The sequence below is a fragment of the Actinotalea soli genome (assembly GCF_017565425.1).
GTDB classification, from domain to species: Bacteria; Actinomycetota; Actinomycetes; order Actinomycetales; family Cellulomonadaceae; genus Actinotalea; species Actinotalea soli.
The window spans coordinates 51,058-70,689 of record NZ_JAGEMK010000007.1 but is presented as its reverse complement, the minus strand read 5'-3'; the positions used below and the strand labels follow the sequence as shown (position 1 = coordinate 70,689).

Annotated in this window: 18 protein-coding genes; 11 read left to right on the top strand and 7 right to left on the bottom strand. The window is 74.5% G+C overall.

The genetic code is table 11. The features are described from left to right. The first annotated feature begins 370 nt into the window (after nucleotides 1-370). The 5 genes from J4G33_RS12835 (at nucleotide 371) to J4G33_RS12815 (ending at nucleotide 7,183) form a co-directional block, all read left to right on the top strand. The gene (locus J4G33_RS12835; RefSeq protein WP_208056379.1) at nucleotides 371-1,042 is read left to right on the top strand and encodes a GntR family transcriptional regulator; all 672 of its coding nucleotides are present in this window, start codon (nucleotides 371-373) and stop codon (nucleotides 1,040-1,042) included. Beyond that, complete coding sequence (locus J4G33_RS12830; protein WP_208056378.1) at nucleotides 1,039-2,580, top strand: MmgE/PrpD family protein; 1,542 nt, start codon at nucleotides 1,039-1,041, stop codon at nucleotides 2,578-2,580. Before J4G33_RS12835 ends, J4G33_RS12830 begins: the two co-directional genes overlap by 4 nt. Next, nucleotides 2,580-3,482: a methylisocitrate lyase gene (gene prpB, locus J4G33_RS12825; RefSeq protein WP_208056377.1), complete on the top strand. Its 903-nt coding sequence runs from the start codon at nucleotides 2,580-2,582 to the stop codon at nucleotides 3,480-3,482. Before J4G33_RS12830 ends, prpB begins: the two co-directional genes overlap by 1 nt. A 55-nt stretch (nucleotides 3,483-3,537) precedes the next feature. Further along, complete coding sequence (locus J4G33_RS12820) at nucleotides 3,538-4,677, top strand: bifunctional 2-methylcitrate synthase/citrate synthase (RefSeq protein WP_208056376.1); 1,140 nt, start codon at nucleotides 3,538-3,540, stop codon at nucleotides 4,675-4,677. 193 nt (nucleotides 4,678-4,870) lie between these two features. After that, nucleotides 4,871-7,183: a putative bifunctional diguanylate cyclase/phosphodiesterase gene (locus J4G33_RS12815; RefSeq protein WP_208056375.1), complete on the top strand. Its 2,313-nt coding sequence runs from the start codon at nucleotides 4,871-4,873 to the stop codon at nucleotides 7,181-7,183. An 18-nt stretch (nucleotides 7,184-7,201) separates the two neighbouring features. Here J4G33_RS12815 and J4G33_RS12810 read toward each other — a convergent pair whose 3' ends face one another. After that, nucleotides 7,202-7,966, bottom strand: a complete 765-nt coding sequence (locus J4G33_RS12810) for a lysophospholipid acyltransferase family protein (protein ID WP_208056374.1) — start codon at nucleotides 7,964-7,966, stop codon at nucleotides 7,202-7,204. Then, nucleotides 7,966-8,307, bottom strand: coding sequence for an S-adenosylmethionine decarboxylase (locus J4G33_RS12805; protein WP_208056373.1), 342 nt, complete (start codon nucleotides 8,305-8,307; stop codon nucleotides 7,966-7,968). Before J4G33_RS12805 ends, J4G33_RS12810 begins: the two co-directional genes overlap by 1 nt. 235 nt (nucleotides 8,308-8,542) lie before the next feature. On the opposite strand from J4G33_RS12805, the gene J4G33_RS12800 reads away from it, so the two are divergent. The 6 genes from J4G33_RS12800 to J4G33_RS12775 all read left to right on the top strand — a co-directional run bounded on the left by J4G33_RS12800 (nucleotide 8,543) and on the right by J4G33_RS12775 (nucleotide 15,682). After that, nucleotides 8,543-9,832, top strand: coding sequence for an N-acetylglucosamine-6-phosphate deacetylase (locus J4G33_RS12800; RefSeq protein ID WP_307793889.1), 1,290 nt, complete (start codon nucleotides 8,543-8,545; stop codon nucleotides 9,830-9,832). A 41-nt stretch (nucleotides 9,833-9,873) separates the two neighbouring features. Continuing rightward, the gene (locus tag J4G33_RS12795; RefSeq protein WP_307793888.1) at nucleotides 9,874-10,257 is read left to right on the top strand and encodes a DoxX family protein; all 384 of its coding nucleotides are present in this window, start codon (nucleotides 9,874-9,876) and stop codon (nucleotides 10,255-10,257) included. 267 nt (nucleotides 10,258-10,524) lie between these two features. After that, on the top strand, nucleotides 10,525-11,280 hold the full coding sequence (locus J4G33_RS12790; protein ID WP_208056371.1) for a LamB/YcsF family protein: 756 nt from the start codon (nucleotides 10,525-10,527) through the stop codon (nucleotides 11,278-11,280). 32 nt (nucleotides 11,281-11,312) lie between these two features. Beyond that, nucleotides 11,313-12,872, top strand: coding sequence for a 5-oxoprolinase subunit B/C family protein (locus J4G33_RS17855; RefSeq protein ID WP_307793887.1), 1,560 nt, complete (start codon nucleotides 11,313-11,315; stop codon nucleotides 12,870-12,872). Nucleotides 12,873-13,039: 167 nt separating this feature from the next. Continuing rightward, entirely contained in the window at nucleotides 13,040-14,455 is a 1,416-nt protein-coding gene (locus J4G33_RS12780; RefSeq protein ID WP_208056369.1) for an EAL domain-containing protein, read from the top strand. A 42-nt stretch (nucleotides 14,456-14,497) separates the two neighbouring features. After that, nucleotides 14,498-15,682, top strand: coding sequence for a dienelactone hydrolase family protein (locus tag J4G33_RS12775; RefSeq protein ID WP_208056368.1), 1,185 nt, complete (start codon nucleotides 14,498-14,500; stop codon nucleotides 15,680-15,682). 22 nt (nucleotides 15,683-15,704) lie between these two features. On the opposite strand, the gene J4G33_RS12770 is transcribed toward J4G33_RS12775, so the two are convergent. From J4G33_RS12770 to J4G33_RS12750, 5 genes are all read right to left on the bottom strand, one after another. Next, a complete protein-coding gene (locus J4G33_RS12770) occupies nucleotides 15,705-15,806 on the bottom strand; it encodes a L,D-transpeptidase (RefSeq protein WP_307793899.1) in 102 nt (33 codons plus the stop codon). A gap of 126 nt (nucleotides 15,807-15,932) precedes the next feature. Continuing rightward, on the bottom strand, nucleotides 15,933-16,730 hold the full coding sequence (gene nagB / locus J4G33_RS12765) for a glucosamine-6-phosphate deaminase (RefSeq protein WP_208056367.1): 798 nt from the start codon (nucleotides 16,728-16,730) through the stop codon (nucleotides 15,933-15,935). Beyond that, the gene (locus J4G33_RS12760) at nucleotides 16,718-17,686 is read right to left on the bottom strand and encodes an ROK family protein (RefSeq protein ID WP_208056366.1); all 969 of its coding nucleotides are present in this window, start codon (nucleotides 17,684-17,686) and stop codon (nucleotides 16,718-16,720) included. The genes nagB and J4G33_RS12760 overlap by 13 nt, the downstream gene beginning before the upstream one ends. Then, nucleotides 17,683-18,621 carry a carbohydrate ABC transporter permease gene (locus J4G33_RS12755; RefSeq protein WP_372435066.1) on the bottom strand — a complete coding sequence of 313 codons (939 nt, stop codon included), beginning with the start codon at nucleotides 18,619-18,621 and terminating at the stop codon, nucleotides 17,683-17,685. The genes J4G33_RS12760 and J4G33_RS12755 overlap by 4 nt, the downstream gene beginning before the upstream one ends. Then, on the bottom strand, nucleotides 18,618-19,601 hold the full coding sequence (locus J4G33_RS12750) for a carbohydrate ABC transporter permease (protein WP_208056365.1): 984 nt from the start codon (nucleotides 19,599-19,601) through the stop codon (nucleotides 18,618-18,620). Before J4G33_RS12750 ends, J4G33_RS12755 begins: the two co-directional genes overlap by 4 nt. Between the last annotated feature and the right edge of the window lie 31 nt (nucleotides 19,602-19,632).

The window sequence follows — 19,632 nt, the reverse complement described above, 5'->3', positions numbered from 1 at the left end:
CGCGCTCGCGCTCACGCGCACGACGGTGCTGTTCTGCAGGATGCGCCACTTGTCCATGTCGAGCTCCTCGTCAGGTGATCGGCACCTCGCGGCCGTGGCCGCCCCTGCCCCCCGACGGCCACCCCGGGTGGGTGGTGACGAGTGCGCTCGCCGTTCATGAGTGTCATCGGCCGGCAGGGGCGCGGCCTTGACTGATCTTCCCGTATCGGTGTGACCGCAGTCCATGGACATGCCGTTCTGAGTCATAGCTGAGGACGAGATTTCCGACTCGCTCGGGCCTCTGTATGCAGGAAGCCTTCAGGTGCCGCCTGAAGCGGGGGTTGAGCGATGCTCTGTATACAGAACGCCTGACGGGGCGTATCGTCGCGCCATGCGTGCCAGTGACCGCGTCTACCAGGCCCTGCGGGCCGAGATCGTCGCCTGGGAGCTTGCACCGGGGACAGAGCTCAGCGAGGTCGAGCAGGCCGCACGGCACGGCGTCTCGCGGACCCCCCTGCGCGAGGCCCTCGCGCGGCTCGTCGCCGACGGGCTCGCCATGCCGCGGGGGCGCACCCTCGTCGTCTCGGGCCTCGACGCGGCCGACGTCCGGCACCTGGTCGAGCTCCGTGAGGCCCTCGAGACCCAGGCCGCACGGCTCGCGGCCCGGCGCGGCTCGTCCGAGGTCTTCACCGCGCTCGCGGAGCGCTTCGCCGCCGCACCGGCCCTGCTGGTCGACCACGACCCCGCCCGCACCGCCTACTACGCGGTGGTCGCCGAGCTCGACGTGGCGGTCGACGAGGCGATGGGCAGTCCGCACCTGCGTCGAGCCCTCGCCGGGCTGCGCCCCCACGTGGCGCGGATCAGACGTCTGGCCCACGGCGACGCCGCCCGGCTGGTGCGCGCCGCGGACGAGCACCGTCTGATCGCCACCGCCATCGCCGACGGCGACGAGACCCTCGCTGCGCAGGCGACGGCGGTCCACCTCCGCGCGAGCCTCGACACGGCCCTCGTGACCCTGCGTGCCCACGCTCTCGACGCCAGCCACCTCGAAGGAGCCTCGTGATCACCCACCACCTGCGTGTGCACCCCAGCGCCGACGGCCTGCCGCGCGAGCAGCAGCTCGCCTGGCGGATCGCCGAGGTCGCGGCCGACCCGGTCGCGGTCGAGCCGGCCGTGGAAGAGATGGTCGTCAACCGGCTGATCGACAACATGGCCGTGGCCACGGCCGCCCTGACGCGGGCTCCCGTCGCGGCAGCCCGTGACCAGGCCCTCGCGCACCCGAGCGCGCCGGGGGCGACCGTCGTCGGGCTGGAGGGTGTGCGTCGGGTGAGCCCCGAGTGGGCGGCCTGGGCCAACGGCACGGCCGTGCGCGAGCTCGACTTCCACGACACCTTCCTCGCCGCGGACTACTCCCACCCGGGGGACACGATCGCCCCCGTGCTCGCGGTGGCCCAGCACCTGCTCGGGCGGCCGCTGCCCGGCGGGCGGCGGGTCGGCGGGACCGAGCTCGTGCGGGCGGTGGCCACGGGCTACGAGGTCCAGGTGGACCTGGTGCGGGCGATCAGCCTGCACCGGCACAAGATCGACCACGTCGCCCACCTCGGGCCCGCGGTGGCTGCGGCCCTGGGCACCCTCCTGGACCTCGATCCCGTGACCACCTTCCACGCGGTGGGTCAGGCCCTGCACACGACGACCGCGACGCGGCAGTCCCGCAAGGGGGAGATCTCGACCTGGAAGGCCTACGCCCCGGCCTTCGCCGCCAAGGTCGCGATCGAGGCGGTCGACCGCGCCATGCGCGGCCAGACCTCGCCGACACCGATCTACGAGGGGGAGGACGGGGTCCTGGCGTGGCTGCTCGACGGGCCCGGGTCGCGCTACGAGGTCCCCCTGCCGGCACCGGGAGAGCCCAAGCGGGCGATCCTCGACACCTACACCAAGGAGCACTCGGCCGAGTACCAGTCCCAGGCCCTCATCGACCTCGCCCGGCGGCTGCACCGCGAGCACCCCGAGGTGGCCGACCCCGAGCGGGTCGAGCAGATCGTGATCCGCACGAGCCACCACACCCACCACGTCATCGGCTCGGGGGCGAACGACCCGCAGAAGTACGACCCGCACGCGTCCCGCGAGACCCTCGACCACTCGATCCCGTACATCGTGGCGGTGGCCCTCCAGGACGGTGCGTGGCACCACGTGGACTCCTACGCCCCCGAGCGCGCGTCCCGGCCCGACACGGTCGCGCTGTGGCAGAAGGTCACCACGACCGAGGACCCCGCCTGGACCCGCCGCTACCACGCGACCGACCCGGCCGAGAAGGCCTTCGGCGGCCGGGTCGAGGTGACCTTCACCGACGGCCGTCGCCTCGTCGAGGAGATCGCCGTGGCCGACGCGCACCCGCTCGGTGCGCGGCCGTTCGCGCGGGAGCAGTACCTCGGGAAGTTCCGCACGCTGGCCGCCGGGGTCCTCGAGGAGGCCGAGGCCGAGCGTTTCCTCGAGGTCGCCCAGCGCCTGCCCGGGCTGGGCCCCGAGGAGCTCGGCGCGCTCACCGTCACCGCCCCGCCCGACCTCCTCGCCGCGGTGGCCCCGACCCGAGGGATCTTCTGATGCTCCACTCGACCAGGACCCCCGCGGCCAAGCGGGCCGACCTGCGCGCCCGCCTCGCCGCCGACGAGCTGCTCGTCATGCCGGGGGCCTTCAACCCGCTCTCCGCCCGGCTCATCCAGGACAAGGGCATGGGCGGGGTGTATCTCTCGGGGGCGGTGGTCGCCGCGGACCTCGGCCTGCCCGACGTCGGGCTGACCACCCTCACCGAGGTCGCGCACCGTGCCCAGCAGGTCGCCCGGGTGACCGACCTCCCCGTCCTGGTCGACGCCGACACCGGCTTCGGCGAACCCATGAGCATGGCCCGCACCGTCCAGGTGCTCGAGGACGCCGGCGTCGCCGGCCTCCACGTCGAGGACCAGGTCAACCCCAAGCGGTGCGGGCACCTCGACGGCAAGGCCGTGGTCGACCTCCCCACGGCCCTGCGCCGGGTCCGGGCCGCGGTCGACGCGCGCCGGGACCCCGACCTCCTGATCATGGCCCGGACCGACGTCCGCGCCGTCGAGGGTCTCGACGCGACCCTGGACCGGCTGCGTGCCCTGGTCGACGCCGGAGCCGACGCGGTGTTCCCCGAGGCGCTGACCGACCTGCACGAGCTCGAGGCGGTCCGCCGCGCGGTGGACGTGCCCCTCCTGGCCAACATGACCGAGTTCGGCCGGACCGAGCTCGTGACCCACGCCCGGCTCGCGGAGGTCGGCGTGGACGTCGTCATCCACCCCGTCTCGCTGCTCCGCCTCGCGATGGGTGCCGCCGAGGACGCCCTCGACCTTCTCGCCGAGCGGGGCACCCTCGAGCCGCTGGTCCCGCAGATGCAGACCCGCGCGCGGTTGTACGAGCTCCTCGACTACGCGGGCTACGAGCGCTTCGACTCGACCGTCTTCACCTCGACCGGGTACGGCGGATGACCCGGCCCTGACCTGCCCCACCGACGCACAGCGACATGGACGCGAAGGAGCGCACATGACCAGCACACCGACCGAGCCGAGGCCCGCCGCGGGTGAGCACCGGGTGGCCCGCGGCCTCGCCGGGGTCGTCGTGGACACCACGGCCGTCTCCCACGTGGACCCCGCGTCGAACTCGCTGCTCTACCGCGGCTACCCCGTCCAGGAGCTCGCCCGCGACTGCGCGGTCGAGGAGGTCGCGTGGCTGCTCTGGCACGGTGAGCTGCCCGACCCCGCTGAGCTCGAGGGCCTCGCCCACCTCGAACGGTCCGAGAGGTTCCTCTCGCCTCTGGTCGAGGCCACGGTCGACGCCCTGCCCCGCTCGGCCCATCCCATGGACGTGCTGCGGACCGCCGTCAGCGTGATCGGCAGCGAGGACGCAGGTCGCGACTCCTCGGCCGAGGCGGACCTCGCGCGGTCGGTGCGGCTGTTCGCCCAGCTGCCCACCGTCGTCGCGCGGGACCGCCGCCGGCGGCTGGGGCTGGGCCCGGTGCCGCCGCGGGACGACCTGGACCACGCGGCCAACCTGCTGTGGATGACCTTCGGCGAGGCGCCCGATCCGGTCGTGCACGACGCCTTCCAGGTCTCGATGGTGCTGTACGCCGAGCACTCGTTCAACGCCTCGACCTTCACGGCCCGCGTGGTCACCTCGACCCTGTCCGACCTGTACTCGTCCGTGGTCGCCGCGATCGGTGCCCTCAAGGGCCCGCTGCACGGGGGCGCCAACGAGGCCGTCATGGAGACCCTCGCCGAGATCGGGTCCGCGGCGGGCACCGAGGAGTGGCTCGAGCGGGCCCTGGGCGAGCGCCGCAAGATCATGGGCTTCGGGCACCGTGTGTACAAGCACGGCGACTCCCGGGTGCCCACGATGCGCGAGGCCCTCGACCGGCTGGTCGAGCACACCGGCAGGCAGGACCTCCTCGAACGGTACGAGGCCCTCGAGCGGGGGATGACCGCGCGCACCGGCATCCTGCCCAACCTCGACTACCCGGCCGGCCCCGCGTACCACCTCATGGGCTTCGAGACCGAGACGTTCACCCCGCTGTTCGCGGTGAGCCGCATCATGGGCTGGACCGCTCATGTCCTCGAGCAGCGCGCCGACAACGCCCTGATCCGCCCGCTGAGCGAGTACGTCGGCCCAGGGGAACGGCACCGGTGATGCTGCACGGTGCGCGCCCTGCCTCGCCCCCGCGGGTCGGCGCGCGCATCACGGCCGAGGGGTCCACCCTGAGACAGGCGAACACCGGGCCTCAAGTTCGGACAATTCGCGCCGATTGACCTGTGGGGGGCATGTCAGGGACGTGCTCCGTCCGCGGTGCGCGCGGCGGTAGGTCGAGAGAGCGAGGGTCACCATGGCTGCAGCGCGAGCCGACGCCGCGTCGCCTGCTCTCGCGCGCGCCGACCGCGCCCTGGCCTGGGCGCCGTGGCTGGTCCTGGCCCTGGGTGCCGGGACCGCCGCCCTCGTGCCGGGGGACTCGGGCAGCACCCCGGTGCGGATCACCCTGGTCGTGACCCTCGGCGTGTTCTTCACGACCCTCGTCGTCCGCCTGCTCGTCGTGGCCGCGCTGCGTCCCGCGCGGCGGGTCCCGCTGCTGTTCCTGGCCGGCGCGGTCGCCGTCTGGGCCGTCGGCTCGGCGAGCGTCTCCCTGGGCCAGACGGTCACCGCGGTCACCTTCCCGGCCCCGGGCGAGTTCCTCTGCTTCGCCTCCTACCTCGCGATGGCCGCCTTCCTCCTCGTCGACCGGCCGAGGCGGTCTCCGCTGACCGGTGCCGTGTGGCTCGAGGCCCTGGTCGTGTGCGGGGCCGCGGTCTGCCTCGCCGCCTTCCCGCTGCTGATGCCGCTGACGACGACCTTCGGGTCGGGCGGGGTCGCGCTGCTGCTGGCCGTCGCCTACCCGCTGATCAACGTCGTGATGTTCGGCGTCGTGCTCGCGCAGGTGCTCGTCCGGCACCGGGAGCCCTCGCTCGCCTCGGTCGCGCTCCTCCTCGGGTTCCTGGGGCTCGCCGTCGCGGACAGCACCTTCCTGCTCGGGCACGACGACGGGACCTACTCGACGAGCCTGGTCCTCGCCGCCCTCTGGGGCGCGAGCTTCGCCCTCGTCGTCGCCGGCGCCTGCGAACGTCGGGTGAGCGTGGTGGCCCCCGAGGACGACGGGATCCGCAGCGCCGTCCTGCTCGCCTCCGCGGCCGGCCTGGCCCTCGTGATGCTCATGGTCGACCCGCCAGGGCTGGTCGGCTGGTCGGTCAAGATCCCCGCCCTGGTCACCCTCGTGGGGGTCGGGGCCAGGATGACGATCGCCCTGCGCGAGGCCCGCGGGGCCGCCGAGGCGATGCGGCTCTCGATGACCGACGAGCTCACGGGACTGCCCAACCGACGCGCCCTGCTCTCCGTGGTCGACACGCGGCTGCGTTCGGAGCGGTCGATCGGCGTCGTGCTGCTCGACCTCGACGGGTTCAAGGACGTCAACGACAGCCTCGGGCACATGGTCGGCGACGAGGTCCTCGTGACCCTCGCGCACCGGATGCGTGCCAACCTCGACCACCGCATCACCCTGGCCCGGCTCGGCGGGGACGAGTTCGCCCTCGTGGTGCCGAGCGACGACGTCCTCTCCCTGCACGAGACGGCCCAGCGCCTGCGCACCGTCCTCAAGGACCGCTTGCGCGTCCGCGGGCTCGACCTGAGCCTGGACGCCTCGGTCGGCATCACCGTCCGTCAGCCCGAGGACCAGTCCTCGACCGAGCTCCTGCGCCGGGCCGACATCGCGATGTACCAGGCCAAGCAGACCGGGGCGGGCACCCTGCTCTTCGACCCCGCGCACGACGGGCTGGCCCAGCACCGGCTCTCCCGCAGCGAGGCTCTCCGTCAGGCCGTCACCACCGGTCAGCTCGTCGTCTGGTACCAGCCGCAGGTCGACGCCCGGACGGGCGGCGTGGTCGCCGTCGAGGCGCTGGTCCGCTGGCGGCACCCGACCGAGGGCCTGCTCTCCCCGGTGGCCTTCCTCGCCGACGCCCGTGCCTCGGGCCTGATGGCCGAGGTCACCGAGGTGGTCCTGCGCCGGGTGCTCGCCGACACCCGCCGGTGGGCCGAGGCCGGCTTCACCTTCCGGGTCGCGATGAACTGGGCCCCGCCCGAGCTGGTCGGCGGACGCATCCTGCCCCAGCTCATCTCGGCCCTCGACGACGCCACCTTCCCCGCCGACCGACTCATGGTCGAGGTCACCGAGGACTCGTTCCTGGCCGAGCCGGAGCGCGCGCGCGAGGCCCTGCTCGAGCTACGGCGCCACGGGGTGCAGGTGGCGATCGACGACTACGGGACCGGGTTCTCGTCGTTGTCCTACCTGCGGGACCTGCCCGTCCAGGAGATCAAGATGGACCGCTCCTTCATCACCCCGGTGGCCACCGACGAGCGCAGCCGCATGATCGTGCAGACCACGGCCCAGATGGCCCGCGCCTTCGGGCTGCGCCTGGTCGCCGAGGGCGTCGAGGACCAGGCGGCCGCGGCCGAGCTGCTGCCCATGGGGGTCGACGTCCTCCAGGGCTTCCACGTCGCCCGGCCCATGCCGGCCTCGGAGGTCGCGCCGTGGGTGCGACGGCGTCAGGCCGAGCGCTTCGGCAGCCCGGGGACGACGACGATCTCCCTCGACGCGTTCGGTCAGCAGGGCTAGCAGGTCCGGTCAGCAGGCCTACGCGCGACCGGTCAGGAGAGCCAGGTCGGAGGGGACGGCGGCCAGCGTGGTGCTCGACAGGTCGTCGGGGGCGCGCAGGCCGTCGTGCAGGCGGAACGCCTCAGCCGGCGGGACGGTGATGCCGTCGAGCCCGACCCCCAGCGTCACCAGGCGGTAGGCGTCGGGGAACTGCTGGCGCTGGTTGTCGAGCACCGGGACGCACCGTGCGAAGACCGGGGTGCTCGCCGCGGAGCCCAGGTAGGGCGCCGTCGAGGTCCCCGGCAGCACCTGCGTGAGCAGGCCGACCGAGTGCAGCAGGCGTCGGACGCGCTCGTCGAGCACGGCCACGAACGAGGTCATCCCGTTGGCCCGGCACACCGCGATGAGGCCGTGGTACAGCGCCAGGGACAGGCGCAGCCCGTCGGCCCGGTCCTGACGCCGCACCCCGAGGGTCGCGATCTCCCAGGTCGAGCCGAGGTCGAGGCCGGCCGCGGCCGCGACCCTCGCGCCGGGTACCGACCAGGGCGGGGCCGCGACGTCGGTCAGGGTCTTGAGCCCCGCTCGCCCCCCGGGGGCGAGCAGCCGCACGGCCCCGACCACCTCGCCCGCCCGGTCCGCGATCGCGAGGAAGGCCGAGGCGTCGTCGTAGGGGCCGTACTCCTCGGCGAGCTGCTCGCGCGTGTTGCCGTACCAGCGCAGGAAGACCTCGGCCTCGCACTCGCGAGCAGACTCGAGCAGATCGCCCTCGGGGGCGAAGTGCATGGAGTACGGGACGGCGCTCATCAGAACTCCTTGTAGACGACCTCGGTGGCGTCGAACCACTCACGGGTGAGCTCGACCGCAGCCTCGGCCACGAAGGGCTTGCAGGCGTAGATGTCGACGCTGAAGAACAGCCGGGGCTGGTCCCAGGCGTAGAAGTGGGCCCCCGAGGTCTCCCAGTGGATCCAGCCGGCCCACCCGTACAGGGGGGACTGGTGGGTCACCGGTTCGGTGAGCTCGACCATGTCGATGGACTTCGACAGCTGCGAGAGGTAGGCGGAGATCGAGGCGGCGCTGATCGGCTCACGGCACAGTCCCTCCACGACGAGGCGCTGACGATGGATCTCTGGGGCCAGGTCTCGCACAGCAGTCCTCCGAGGGTTTCGGCCCCATGATCGTCAGGGGCAGGTCGCGCCAGTATGTCCGACCTGTCCCTGTTTGAGGGGGGCGTTCACCCAGTTGCCACACCGGTCGGCCGACGGCTGTCACAGCCGTGTGACCGACAGCACACCGATCATGCCCTGCCGCGGGCCTCCGCACTAGGCTGATCGGGCACGAGTCGCTCTCGGCCTCGTGCCCACGAGCTCGAGGAGGCCCTGGGTGACCACCCTGCTGCGCGGACGGGTGGTGACCCCCACCGGCCTGATCCCCGACGGGGTCGTCGCGGTCGACGGGGGCCGCATCCGCTGGGTCGGCGAGGCTCTCGGTGCGCGGGCGGCAGGTCTCGGCGACCTGGTCGAGGAGGCACCCGTCACCGACGGCTACGTGCTGCCCGGCCTGGTCGACCTGCACTGCCACGGCGGGGGAGGGGCCTCCTTCCCGGACGCGAGGACGGCGGCCGAGGTGCAGGTCGCCGTCGACGAGCACCGGCGCCACGGCACGACGACGGTGGTCGCCTCCTTGGTCACCGCGAGCCCCGAGGTGCTCCGCTCCCGTGTCGCCCTGCTGGCTCACGTGGCCGAGGCCGGAGAGATCGGGGGCATCCACCTCGAGGGGCCGTTCCTGTCCACGGTGCGGTGCGGTGCGCAGGACCCCGGCCTCATCCTCGCCCCCGACCCCGACCTGACCTCCGAGCTGCTCGCCCTCGGCCGCGGTCACCTCGTCACCATGACGCTGGCCCCCGAGCTCCCCGGCACCCAGGGCACGGACGGCGTGGCCGCCAGGCTCGTGCGCGGCGGTGCCCTGCCCTCCTGGGGCCACACGGACGCCGGGCCCGAGGCGACGCGTGCGGCCCTCGAGCTCTCGGTCGAGCTGCTCCGCACCGGCGAGGTGGGGCAGGTGTCCAGCCCCGAGGACGCCGAGGGCGGCGGGGTCGGTCCGGTCCGGTCCGCACGTGCCACCGCGACCCACCTGTTCAACGGCATGCGTCCCTGGCACCACCGGGAGGTGGGGCCGATCGGGGAGCTGCTCGCCGCAGCCCGACGAGGTGAGCTCGTCCTGGAGCTCATCGGCGACGGCGTGCACCTGGACCCGGCCGTGGTCCGCGAGGTGTGGGAGCTCGTCGGGCCCCGATCCCTGGTCCTCGTGACCGACGCGATGGCCGCGGCCGGCATGCCCGACGGCAGCTACCGCCTCGGCTCGCAGGAGGTCGTGGTCGCGGACGGCGCCGCACGGCTCGCCGGCGCAGTGCCCGGCGCGCTCGCGGGGGGCACCGCGCACCTCCTCGACGTCGTGCGGACCACCGTCGCGGGCGGGGTCGACCTCCTCGACGCGGTCACCATGGCGGCGACGGTCCCGGCCCAGGTGCTCGGGCGGGAGGACATCGGCGCGCTGGCCGAGGGACGGCGCGCCGACGTCCTCGTGACGGACGCCGCGCTGCGCCCGCTGCGGGTGCTGCGTGCGGGGACCGACGTGACCGCGGTGGGCTCGCCGTGGGGTCGTCGCGCGTGATGCCCGGCGACCCGGGGCGTGCCACGGCACCGGAGGTCCTCGTGGCCGTCAGCGGTCCGGGCTCGGCCCTCGCCCTGGCGGCCCTCCTCGGCGGTGCCGGGGCGCTGCACCTCGTGCGGCCCGAGGTCTTCCGGGGCCTCGTCCCGCGCCGGCTCGGCCGCCCCGACCCGTGGGTGCTGGGCAGCGGCGTCGCCGAGCTCGTCTGCGCAGGCCTGCTCGCCCACCCGCGCTCGCGGGCTGCCGGGGGGTGGGCCGCGGCCGCCCTCCTGGTGGCGGTGCTGCCAGGCAACGTCACGATGGCCGTCCGCTCGCGGCGGGGTGCCCAGCACTGGTCCCGACGCCCCGGGGTCGCCTGGGGCCGTCTGCCCCTCCAGGGACCCCTGGTCGCCTGGGCCCTGGCGATCGCCCGGGCCCGAGGGCGCTGAGGCTCGGCCGAGCGGCTCCGCCAGGCACTAGGTCCCAGGCACGCGCGTCCCCGCGGTGCCAGGCTTGCACCACCCGCTCCGCACCGATCCCTCGAGGCCAGCTGCCATGAACGAGTCCCAGCCCACCGCCACGCGCGTCGCCGACGAGGACGAGCTCCACCCCTTCTGGGACTGAGGGCAGCGGGGCCCGCTGACCGGTCCCCGCCGCACCCCGGTCGACGAGGAGCATCCCCTCGCCGCACCGCCCGCGTCTGCCAGAGTGAGGTCGTGCAGATCGACCTCAACAGCGACCTCGGCGAGTCCTTCGGTCCCTGGACCCTGGGCGACGACGCCGCGATCCTCCGCCTCGTCTCGAGCGCCAACGTCGCGTGCGGCTTCCACGCGGGAGACCCCACGACGATCCGTGGCACCTGCACGGCTGCCGCCGAGGCGGGCGTGGCGGTCGGGGCCCACGTCGCCTACCGCGACCTCGCCGGCTTCGGGCGCCGCTTCCTCGACGTCGAGGTGCACCACCTGGTCGACGACCTGGTGTACCAGGTGGGCGCCCTCCAGGCCCTGGCCGCCGCCTCGGGGACGACGGTCCGCTACGTCAAGCCGCACGGCGCCCTGTACAACGCGGTCGTGACCCACCGCGAGCAGGCCCGCGCCGTGGTGACCGCCGTGCGGGAGGTCGGGCCCGACCTCCCGCTGGTGGCGCTGCCGGGCAGCGTGGTGGCCGAGGAGGCCGAGGCCGTGGGCCTCCGTGTGGTGCTCGAGGCGTTCGCCGACCGCGCCTACGCCCCGGACGGCACGCTCGTGCCCCGCCGTGAGCCCGGTGCCGTGCTGCACGACCCCGAGCTGGTCGCCGCCCGCGTCGTGCGCCTCGCGACCGAGGGCACCGTCGAGGCCGTCGAGGGCAGCGTCCTGGAGGTCGCGGTCGAGAGCGTGTGCGTGCACGGGGACACCCCGGGAGCCGTGCAGGTCGCGACGGCGGTCCGGTCCGCGCTCGCTGCGGCCGGGGTGCGGGTCGCGAGCTTCCTGTGACCGGGCGCGGCCCCCGGGGCGGACGACGGCGCGTGCACCGGCTCGGGGAGCGGGCCGTGCTCGTCGAGTGCAGCGACCTCGCCGAGGTCCTCGACCTGGCGGCGGTCCTCGACCGGGAGCCCCTGGTCGGGCAGCGCGAGCTGGTGCCCGCGGCGTCGACCCTGATGGTCACCCTGGGCGACGCGGCTGCCGCGCACCGCGGGGCCGAGGTCCTCGCGACCCTCCCGGCCCCGCGCGGCCAGCGGCCACCCGGTCGTGAGGTGACCCTCGAGGTCGTGTACGACGGCGAGGACCTGCCGCGGGTCGCCGAGCTCCTCGGGTGGTCTCCCGAGGCCGTCGTGGCGGCCCACGGCGAGCAGGTCTGGACCGCGGCCTTCCTCGGCTTCGCCCCGGGCTTCGCGTACCTCGTCGGGGAGGCCGGCGGGCCCGAGGTGCCTCGCCGGGACAGCCCGCGCACGGCGGTGCCGCCGGGGTCGGTGGCCCTCGCCGGGCCCTACTCGGCCGTGTACCCGCGCCGGTCGCCCGGCGGCTGGCAGCTGGTCGGCCGCACCGGCGCCTCGGTCTGGGACGTCGAGCGGCAGGACCCCGCCCTGCTGGTCCCGGGGACCCGGGTGCGCTTCACGGCGGTCCGCGAGCTCGTCCTCGCCCGCGGGAGCGAGCCACCGGGGGGCCAGGTCCAGGCGCGACGGTGCCTGCGCGTGCTCGACCCGGGGCCGGCGACCCTCGTCCAGGACCTCGGCCGCGCCGACCACCTGGCCCTCGGCGTCTCGCCCTCGGGGGCCCTGGACCGGGGTGCGGCCCGGCAGGTCAACCGCGCCGTGGGCAACCCGCGGTCGGCGGCCCTCCTCGAGAGCCTGGGCGGGCTGCTCCTCGAGGCCGAGGGCGACCACGTCCTCGCGGTCGCGGGGGCCCACGGCGCCGTGCGGGTGCACCACGGCGCAGGCGGTGTCGAGGACGCTCCCACCGGTGCACCGTTCGCCCTGCCTGCCGGCGCACGGCTCGAGGTGGCCGTCCCGGTGCGCGGCCTGCGGGTCTACGTCGCTGCCCGTGGCGGCCTCGGCCCGCAGGCCGAGCTCGGCAGCCGGTCGACCGATCAGCTCTCGGGCCTGGGCCCCGCTCCGCTGACGGCGGGGCTGGATCTCCCGGTGCTCGAGGAGGCGACCGATGCCGTGCTCCCGTGGGGTGAGCCCGACGCCGCCGGATCCGGCCCGACCGACGGTCCGGGCGTGGCCGGTGGAGAGGGCGCGGTGCTGACCGTGCGGGCGCGCCCCGGTCCGCGAGCGGACTGGTTGACCCCGGACGCCCGCGCCCGGCTGCCCAGCACGACGTGGACCGTGACCGGCCCGCCCAACCGCATCGGGCTGCGCCTCGAGGGCGAGCCGCTCGAGCGCAGCCGCCACGACGAGCTCGCGAGCGAGGGGGTCGTCCACGGCGCGGTCCAGGTCCCACCCTCGGGGCAGCCTGTGATCCTCCTCGCCGACCACCCGGTGACCGGCGGGTACCCCGTGGTGGCGGTGGTCGCGGGGGCGGACCTGGACCTGCTGGCCCAGCTCCGCCCTGGTGACCGGCTCCGTCTCGCGGTCGGGGACTGACCGCTCACCGGTCGACGGTCTGAGGTCGTGGGGCCTGACCGCCCGCGCGGGGGGCGAGATGCTGGCGGGGTGTGCTCATCCCCTCGGTCCGACGGCCGATGTCAGGGGTGACTGGACCGCGAGGATGCGTATCCCCGCGGTCGTGCGCACCACCTGGGGGAGGCACCGTGACCGCGTCGGGGACGACGGAAGAGCTCGACACCGCGGAGGCCGCCGCCTTCGCCGCACTCCTCGACGCGCGATCCGTCCAGGTGGTCTACCAACCGCTGGTCGAGCTCACGACCCGCGAGCAGGTCGGGGTCGAGGCCCTCGCCCGGGGTCCCGTGGGGCCCCTCGAGAGCCCGGCCGCCCTGTTCGCCCACGCCGCCCGCGCAGGGCGCGTCACCGAGCTCGACTGGGCCTGCCGAGCGGCAGCCTTCCAGGGCTTCCTCGAGGCCGACGCGCCGCCGAGCATGTCCCTGTTCATCAACGTCGAGATGGCCTCGCTCACCCGCGGCTGCCCGGCGGACCTGCTGGCGGTCGTCAGCCACGCCGAGTCTCAGCTCCGCGTCTTCGTCGAGTTCGACGACGCCGGGCTCGCGAGCGACCCTGCCGGGCTGCTCGACTCGGTGGACCGGGCACGGGAGATGGGCTGGGGCATCTCGGTCGACGACGTCGGGTCGAGCCTCGGCTGCCTCGCGGTCCTGCCCCTGGTGCACGCCGACGTGGTCAAGCTCGACATCCGGATGCTCGACGGGGAGAGCGACGCCGCCCCGGGCGTGGTCGCGACCGTGCTCCGCCATGTCGAGGACGCCGGCGCCACCCTCGTCGTCAAGGGGATCGAGAGCGAGGAGGACGTCCGCCTCGCCCTCGCCCTCGGGGCGCGCTTCGGCCAGGGGCACCACCTCGGACGGCCCGGCCCCCTCGCCGAGCACTACCCGGTGCCGCGAGACGTGGTGCCCCTCGGGAGCGGCCCGGGCGCCGAGGTCCCGGCCGGGCGCTCCCCGTTCGACCTGGTCGCCCCGCGCGGCCAGCGGCTCGTGCACCGCGATCTGGTGCGCAGGCTCGCGCACGTGTTCGCGGCGCGGGCGCTCTCCTCGGGGGCCCGCCCGCTGGTCCTCGTCGGGCACGGCACCACGAGCTGGGAGGAGGTCGACGGTGCCGAGGTCGAGGACCTGGGTCTCCTGGCTGCGATGTCGGTGCTGACCGTCGCCTTCGGGGTCGGCGTCCCGCCCGCGCCCGTGCCCGGGGTGCGGGGGGTGCGGGTCACCCCGGGGGACCCGCTCGTGGGTGAGTCGTTCCTGCTGATCATGACCGAGCACATGGCACTGTCGATGGCCGCACGTCGCGTGGCCGGCCCCGGGATGATGGAGGTCGTCATCACCCAGGACGCCGAGGCGGTGGCCGAGGTCGCCCAGCACCTGCTGCGCCGGATCCCACCCCTCGGCCACGGCGACGAGGCGCTCCCGGTGCCCAGGGCGGACGGAGAGGACCGGGTGGCGGCCCTCGACGACGAGCTCCCGGACCCCGGGGCCGAGCCGGCCGCCGAGCACGAGCCCTCCACCAGCCACCGCCTCTCCCGGCTGCTGGGGCGACGCGGATAGGCTCGGTCCGCCGGCCCGCTCCGAGGACGAAGGAGGCCTGCGGTGCCCGACGACGCGTCCGCGCCTGCGCACTACGCCCACCTGGGTGTCTTCAGCGACTGGGTCGCCTACGCCCGGGGGTCGCGCGAGCGGTCCGTGCGTCGCCCCGCCGCGGTGGTGCGCCGTCTCGCTGCCGAAGCCCTTGCAGTTCCCGGCTCCGCGGGCGCCCTGCACGAGGAGCCGACGGACCTGCAGGCCGGGGCCCGCTGGACCGCTGACGGCGTGGACGGCGTCGAGCTCAGCTGGTCGGTCGGGTTCGGCCCACGCACCCGGGCCTGGCTGCTGCGCCCGGCGGGGGTCACGCAGCCCCTGCCCGGGGTCCTCGCCCTGCACAGCCACGACGGGCACAAGAGGCGCGGCCTCGAGAAGCTCGCCGACGGTCCCGAACCTGTGCCGGCGAGCATCGCGACCCTGCGCGCGGGGGTCTACGGCGGTCGGGCCGTGGCGAACCACCTCGCACGGGCCGGGCACGCCGTCCTGGTCCACGACGTGCTGGGCTGGGGGAGCCGCCGGTTCCCGCTCGAGGAGATGCCCCCGCTGCTCCAGGACCTCGCGCACCGCACCCGAGGGATGATCCCCCCCGACGCCGCCGACCGGGACCAGGAGCTCGGGCACGACGACGTCGCGCTGTACGACGCCGCCGCCTGGCACCACGAGCACCTGCTCGAGAAGTACTGCACCCTCCTGGGCACCAGCTACGCCGCGCAGGTCGCCCGCGAGGACCGGATCGCCCTCGCCGTCCTGGCGGGGGACGAGGGCACGGCCGACCGTCTGGGGGCCGTAGGTCTCTCGGGCGGGGGAGCACGGGTCGTGCTGCTGCGCGCGACCACGGACCAGGTCGACGCCGCGGTCGTGGTCGCGATGATGAGCACCTACGACGCGCTGCTCGACCAGGACGTGGTGAGCCACACCTGGATGATGATGCCCGCGGCGCTCGCCGGGCACGTGGACTGGCCCGACCTCGTGGCCTGCAGGGCCCCTGCTCCGCTGCTGGTCCAGTACCGCCGAGGGGACGCCCTGCTTCCCCTCGCGGGGGCTGAGGCCGCCCACGCCCGGATCGAGGCCTACTACGCCGACGCGGGGGAGCCCGCGGCCTACCGCGGGGAGTTCTCCGACGGTCCCCACGCCTTCGACCTGCCCATGCAGGAGTCGGCCACGGCCTGGCTGGCGGACCGGCTGCGAGCCTGAGGGGGCGAGGGCTGCTCGTCGGTCAGGAGATGACGATCGGGGTGCCCAGCGGCAGGAGCGTGGAGAGCGTCGTGATGTCCTCGTTCGACATCCGGATGCACCCATGACTGGCTGCCTGCCCGATGCTGCCGGCGTCGTCGGTGCCGTGGAGACCGATCTGCCCGGGACCTCCCAGGAACTCGTCGAGGACCTCGGAGAACGCCGAGATGCCGTACGCGAAGGGGCCGCACCCCGCGTTTGGCGCGGCAGGTCACAGAGCCTGCCACGCGGGCTTGGCGGCCCATGCCTCGCGGTAGTGGTCGGCGAGCTCGAGCCGGCCGGCCGCGTCCGCGTCGAGCAGGACCGTCAGGTGCGGGTGGTGCTGCAGGACGGTCGCAGGCCACCGAGCGCTCACGGCCCCCTCGACCAGCTGCCGCACCGCCTCGCCCTTGGCGGCGCCCTGGGCGAGCAGCACCAGGTGCCTGGCCTCGAGGATCGTCCCGAGCCCCTGGGTCAGGACGTGCTGCGGCACGGCATCGGGTCGGCCGCCGAAGAAGCGCGCGTTGTCCTGACGGGTCTGCGCGGTGAGGGTCTTGAGCCGGGTGCGCGAGCCGAGCGAGGAGCCGGGCTCGTTGAAGGCCACGTGCCCGTCGGTCCCGACCCCCAGGAGCTGGAGGTCGACGCCCCCGGCCGTGGTGATGGCCGCCTCGAAGCGGGCGCAGGCCGCGGGAAGGTCCTCGGCGGCGCCATCGGGTCCGTGCACGGCCGCGGGGTCGAGGTCGGTCCGGCGCACCAGCTCGCGGTCGATCACCGCCCGGTACCGCTCGGGGTGGTCGGCGGGGAGACCGACGTACTCGTCGAGCAGGAAGGCCCGTGCGTGGCTGAGGCTGAGGCCCTCCTCGCCGTGGCGACGGGCGAGCTCGTCGTACACGGCGAGCGGGCTCGAGCCGGTCGCCAGGCCCAGGACGACGCCGCGGTCCTGCGCGGCGCGACCGCGTACCAGGCGCTCGACGGCGTCGGCCGCGAGCCTGGCCTGGGTCGCGCGCGAGTCGCAGATCACGACCTCCATGAGCCGACCACCTCCGGTGCCCCGGCCCGGGCCGCCGCCAGCGCGGCGCCGATCGCGGCCACGTGCTCGTCGTGCGCGACCTCGAGGCGGGAGCCGAGGTCCAGGCTGCGCAGGAAGGGGGACGAGGCCGCGTGCCGCTCGAGGGCCGCGACCACCGCCTCGCGCAGCGGCTCGCCCAGTCCGGCGACCCCGCCGCCCAGCACGACGTGCTCGACGTCGCAGGTCAGCGCGAGCACCCGGACGGCGGTCGCGACCGCGTCGGCGAAGGCGTCCCGTACCCCGACGGCCTCGGGGTCGCCCGCCGCGGCGGCCTCGAAGACCTCGACGGCAGCCGGCCGGCCGGTCCGGGACCCCCAGCGGGCCTCGAGGGCAGACCCCGAGGCGTAGAGCTCGAGGCAGCCGTGCTGCCCGCAGGCGCACCGCGGGCCGTCGGGGACGTAGGGCAGGTGACCCACCTCTCCGGCGGCCCCGCTGATCCCGCGCCGCACCGCGCCGTCGAGCACGAGACCTGCGGCCAGCCCCGTCCCCAGGGCGAGGAACGCGAGGTCGCCGCGGGGGCCGCGTCCGACCGAGGCGCCGAGCGCAGCGGCGTTGAGGTCGTTCTCGACGTTGACGGGCACCCCGCCGAGCCGGGCGGTCAGCAGGGCCGCCAGGCGGACCTCGCCCGCGATGCCGAGGTTGACGGCGTGGGCCACGACGCCGCTGCCCGGGTCGACCACCCCGGGGACGCCCACGCCCACGGCCGCGACCTCGCCCAGCTCGAGGCATCGGTCGGCCGCGAGCCGCTCGACCGCCTGGGCGGCTGAGGCCACCACCCCGGTGACGCCCGTCCCGGTGGGCAGCCGCACGGTCGAGGCGAGAGTCCCGTCCTCGTCGAGCAGCACCCCGTGCACCTTGGTGCCGCCGATGTCCAGGCCCACGGTCCACGTGCCGGGGGCGATCGGGCGGGCCGTCATCCCTTGACCGCCCCGGCGACGAGCCCCGCGGTCATGCGGTGCTGCACCACGAGGAAGAACACGATCACCGGCACCGCGATGAGGGTGGCCCCGGCCATGACCACGCCCCAGTCGGTGGCCCGGTTGGCCTCGACCAACCCCTGCAGCCACAGGGGAAGCGTCCGGCGTGCGGGGTCGGTCATCACGACCAGGGCCAGGGTGTACTCGTTCCACGCCTGGAGGAACCCGTAGACCCCCGAGGCCACGAGCCCGGGGGCGAGCAGGGGGAAGGTGATCCGGAAGAAGGCGCCGGTGCGCGAGAGGCCGTCGACCATCGCGGCCTCCTCGAGCTCGATCGGCACCCCCGCGACGAACCCGCGCAGCATCCAGATCGTGAAGGGCAGGATCGCCGCGACGTAGACGATCGTCAGGCCCAGCACCGAGTTGACCAGCTGCCAGGTGTCGAGCATCTGGTACTGGGAGATGAAGAGCGCCTCGGCCGGGATCATCTGGACCACGAGGACGGCCACCACGAAGGAGCGTCGACCCCGGAAGCGGAACCGGCTGAGCGCCAGGGCCGCGAGGAAGGCGAAGAGGATCGCGGCGACGAGCGTGAGCCCCGTGACGGCCAACGAGACCCGGAACGAGGAGAAGAAGGTCGGGTCGCCCAGCACGCGACGGAAGTTCGCGAGGGTGCCGTCGAGCGGGATGAAGGTCGGCTCGGGGGTGCGCAGCCGGTTGGTCGGCAGGAAGGCGCTCGAGATCATCCAGTAGATCGGGAAGACCCAGAGCAGGGCGACGGCGACGGCGACGGCGCCCAGGGCTCCGCGGCCGGCCCGGGCCCGGCGACGCCTGCCGCGCCCGCCCTGGGTGACCCGGTCAGGGCCGGGCGGGTGCGGGGACCGGGAGCCCACCGGTGCGCCGGCGCGCTGCGGGGCTGCGGCGGGGGCGCTCACATCTCCTCCTCGCGCAGCATGCGCCGGATGTAGAACCAGGTCAGCGCGAGGGTCAGGACGAGCATGATCGTGGCCATGGCACCGGCCATCGAGAACTCCTTGGCGAGCGAGTAGATGTAGGTCCCCAGCAGGTGGGTCTCGCGGGTCGGTGCGCCCGCCCTCTGCAGGACGTGGATCTGGGTGAAGACCCGCAGGTCCCAGATGACCTGGAGCAGGGCCACGACGAACAGCACCGGCTTGATCATCGGGATGGTGATGAGCCAGAAGCGCTGCCGGCCGCTGGCCCCGTCGAGCTGGGCGGCCTCCATGGTCTCCCCGGGAACCTGGAGCAGCCCCGCGTAGACCGTGAACACCACGAAGGGCACACTCATCCACACCACGATCACCGTGGCGACCAGGTAGAAGGACGCGGGCTCGATGAGCCACGAGTGGTACCTCATCCCGGTGACGCCGAGCGGCTCGGCCAGCAGCCAGTTGATCACCCCGTACTGGGAGTCGAAGAGCCACTGCCAGACCGTCGTGGTCGCCAGGACCGGGGTGCCCCACGCGAGCAGCATCCCGACCTGGAGCGTGAGCCGAGCCGCCCGGCCGACCGACCTCATGAGCACGGCGAGGGCCATCCCGAGCGTCATCGTCAGCGCGGCGTTGACCAGGCAGAAGGCCACCGACCTCGCGATCACCCCCCAGACGTACGGGTCGGTCAGCAGGGTGACGTAGTTGTCGAGGCCGACCCACTCCGCCGGGCGGCCGAACTGCTGCGCGAGGCCGTACTCCTGGAAGGAGATGACGAACTGCCGGGCCAGGGGGTACCCGAGCCCGACCAGCACGGGGATCGCCGCGGGGACGAGCAGCAGGTAGACGCCGAGGTTCGCGGGACGGCGGCGGCGGCGGCGACCACCGGGGGCGACCCCTGGGGCCGGGGCGACCGGCGCAGGTGGCGCTGGGAGCGCCGGCACGGGGGTGCTGCGGGCGGCGGGCATACGGGTTCCTCGGGGCTCCGACGACGGGTAG

Bases quoted from the DNA above. Each gene is read 5' to 3' on its own strand.
- J4G33_RS12835 (WP_208056379.1), top strand. From the start codon at position 371: ATGCGTGCCAGTGACCGCGTCTACCAGGCCCTGCGGGCCGAGATCGTC.
- J4G33_RS12810 (WP_208056374.1), bottom strand. From the start codon at position 7,966: ATGAGCGCCGTCCCGTACTCCATGCACTTCGCCCCCGAGGGCGATCTG.
- prpB (WP_208056377.1), top strand. From the start codon at position 2,580: ATGCTCCACTCGACCAGGACCCCCGCGGCCAAGCGGGCCGACCTGCGC.
- J4G33_RS12760 (WP_208056366.1), bottom strand. From the start codon at position 17,686: ATGACGGCCCGCCCGATCGCCCCCGGCACGTGGACCGTGGGCCTGGAC.
- J4G33_RS12820 (WP_208056376.1), top strand. From the start codon at position 3,538: ATGACCAGCACACCGACCGAGCCGAGGCCCGCCGCGGGTGAGCACCGG.
- J4G33_RS12750 (WP_208056365.1), bottom strand. From the start codon at position 19,601: ATGCCCGCCGCCCGCAGCACCCCCGTGCCGGCGCTCCCAGCGCCACCT.
- J4G33_RS12815 (WP_208056375.1), top strand. From the start codon at position 4,871: ATGGCTGCAGCGCGAGCCGACGCCGCGTCGCCTGCTCTCGCGCGCGCC.
- nagB (WP_208056367.1), bottom strand. From the start codon at position 16,730: ATGGAGGTCGTGATCTGCGACTCGCGCGCGACCCAGGCCAGGCTCGCG.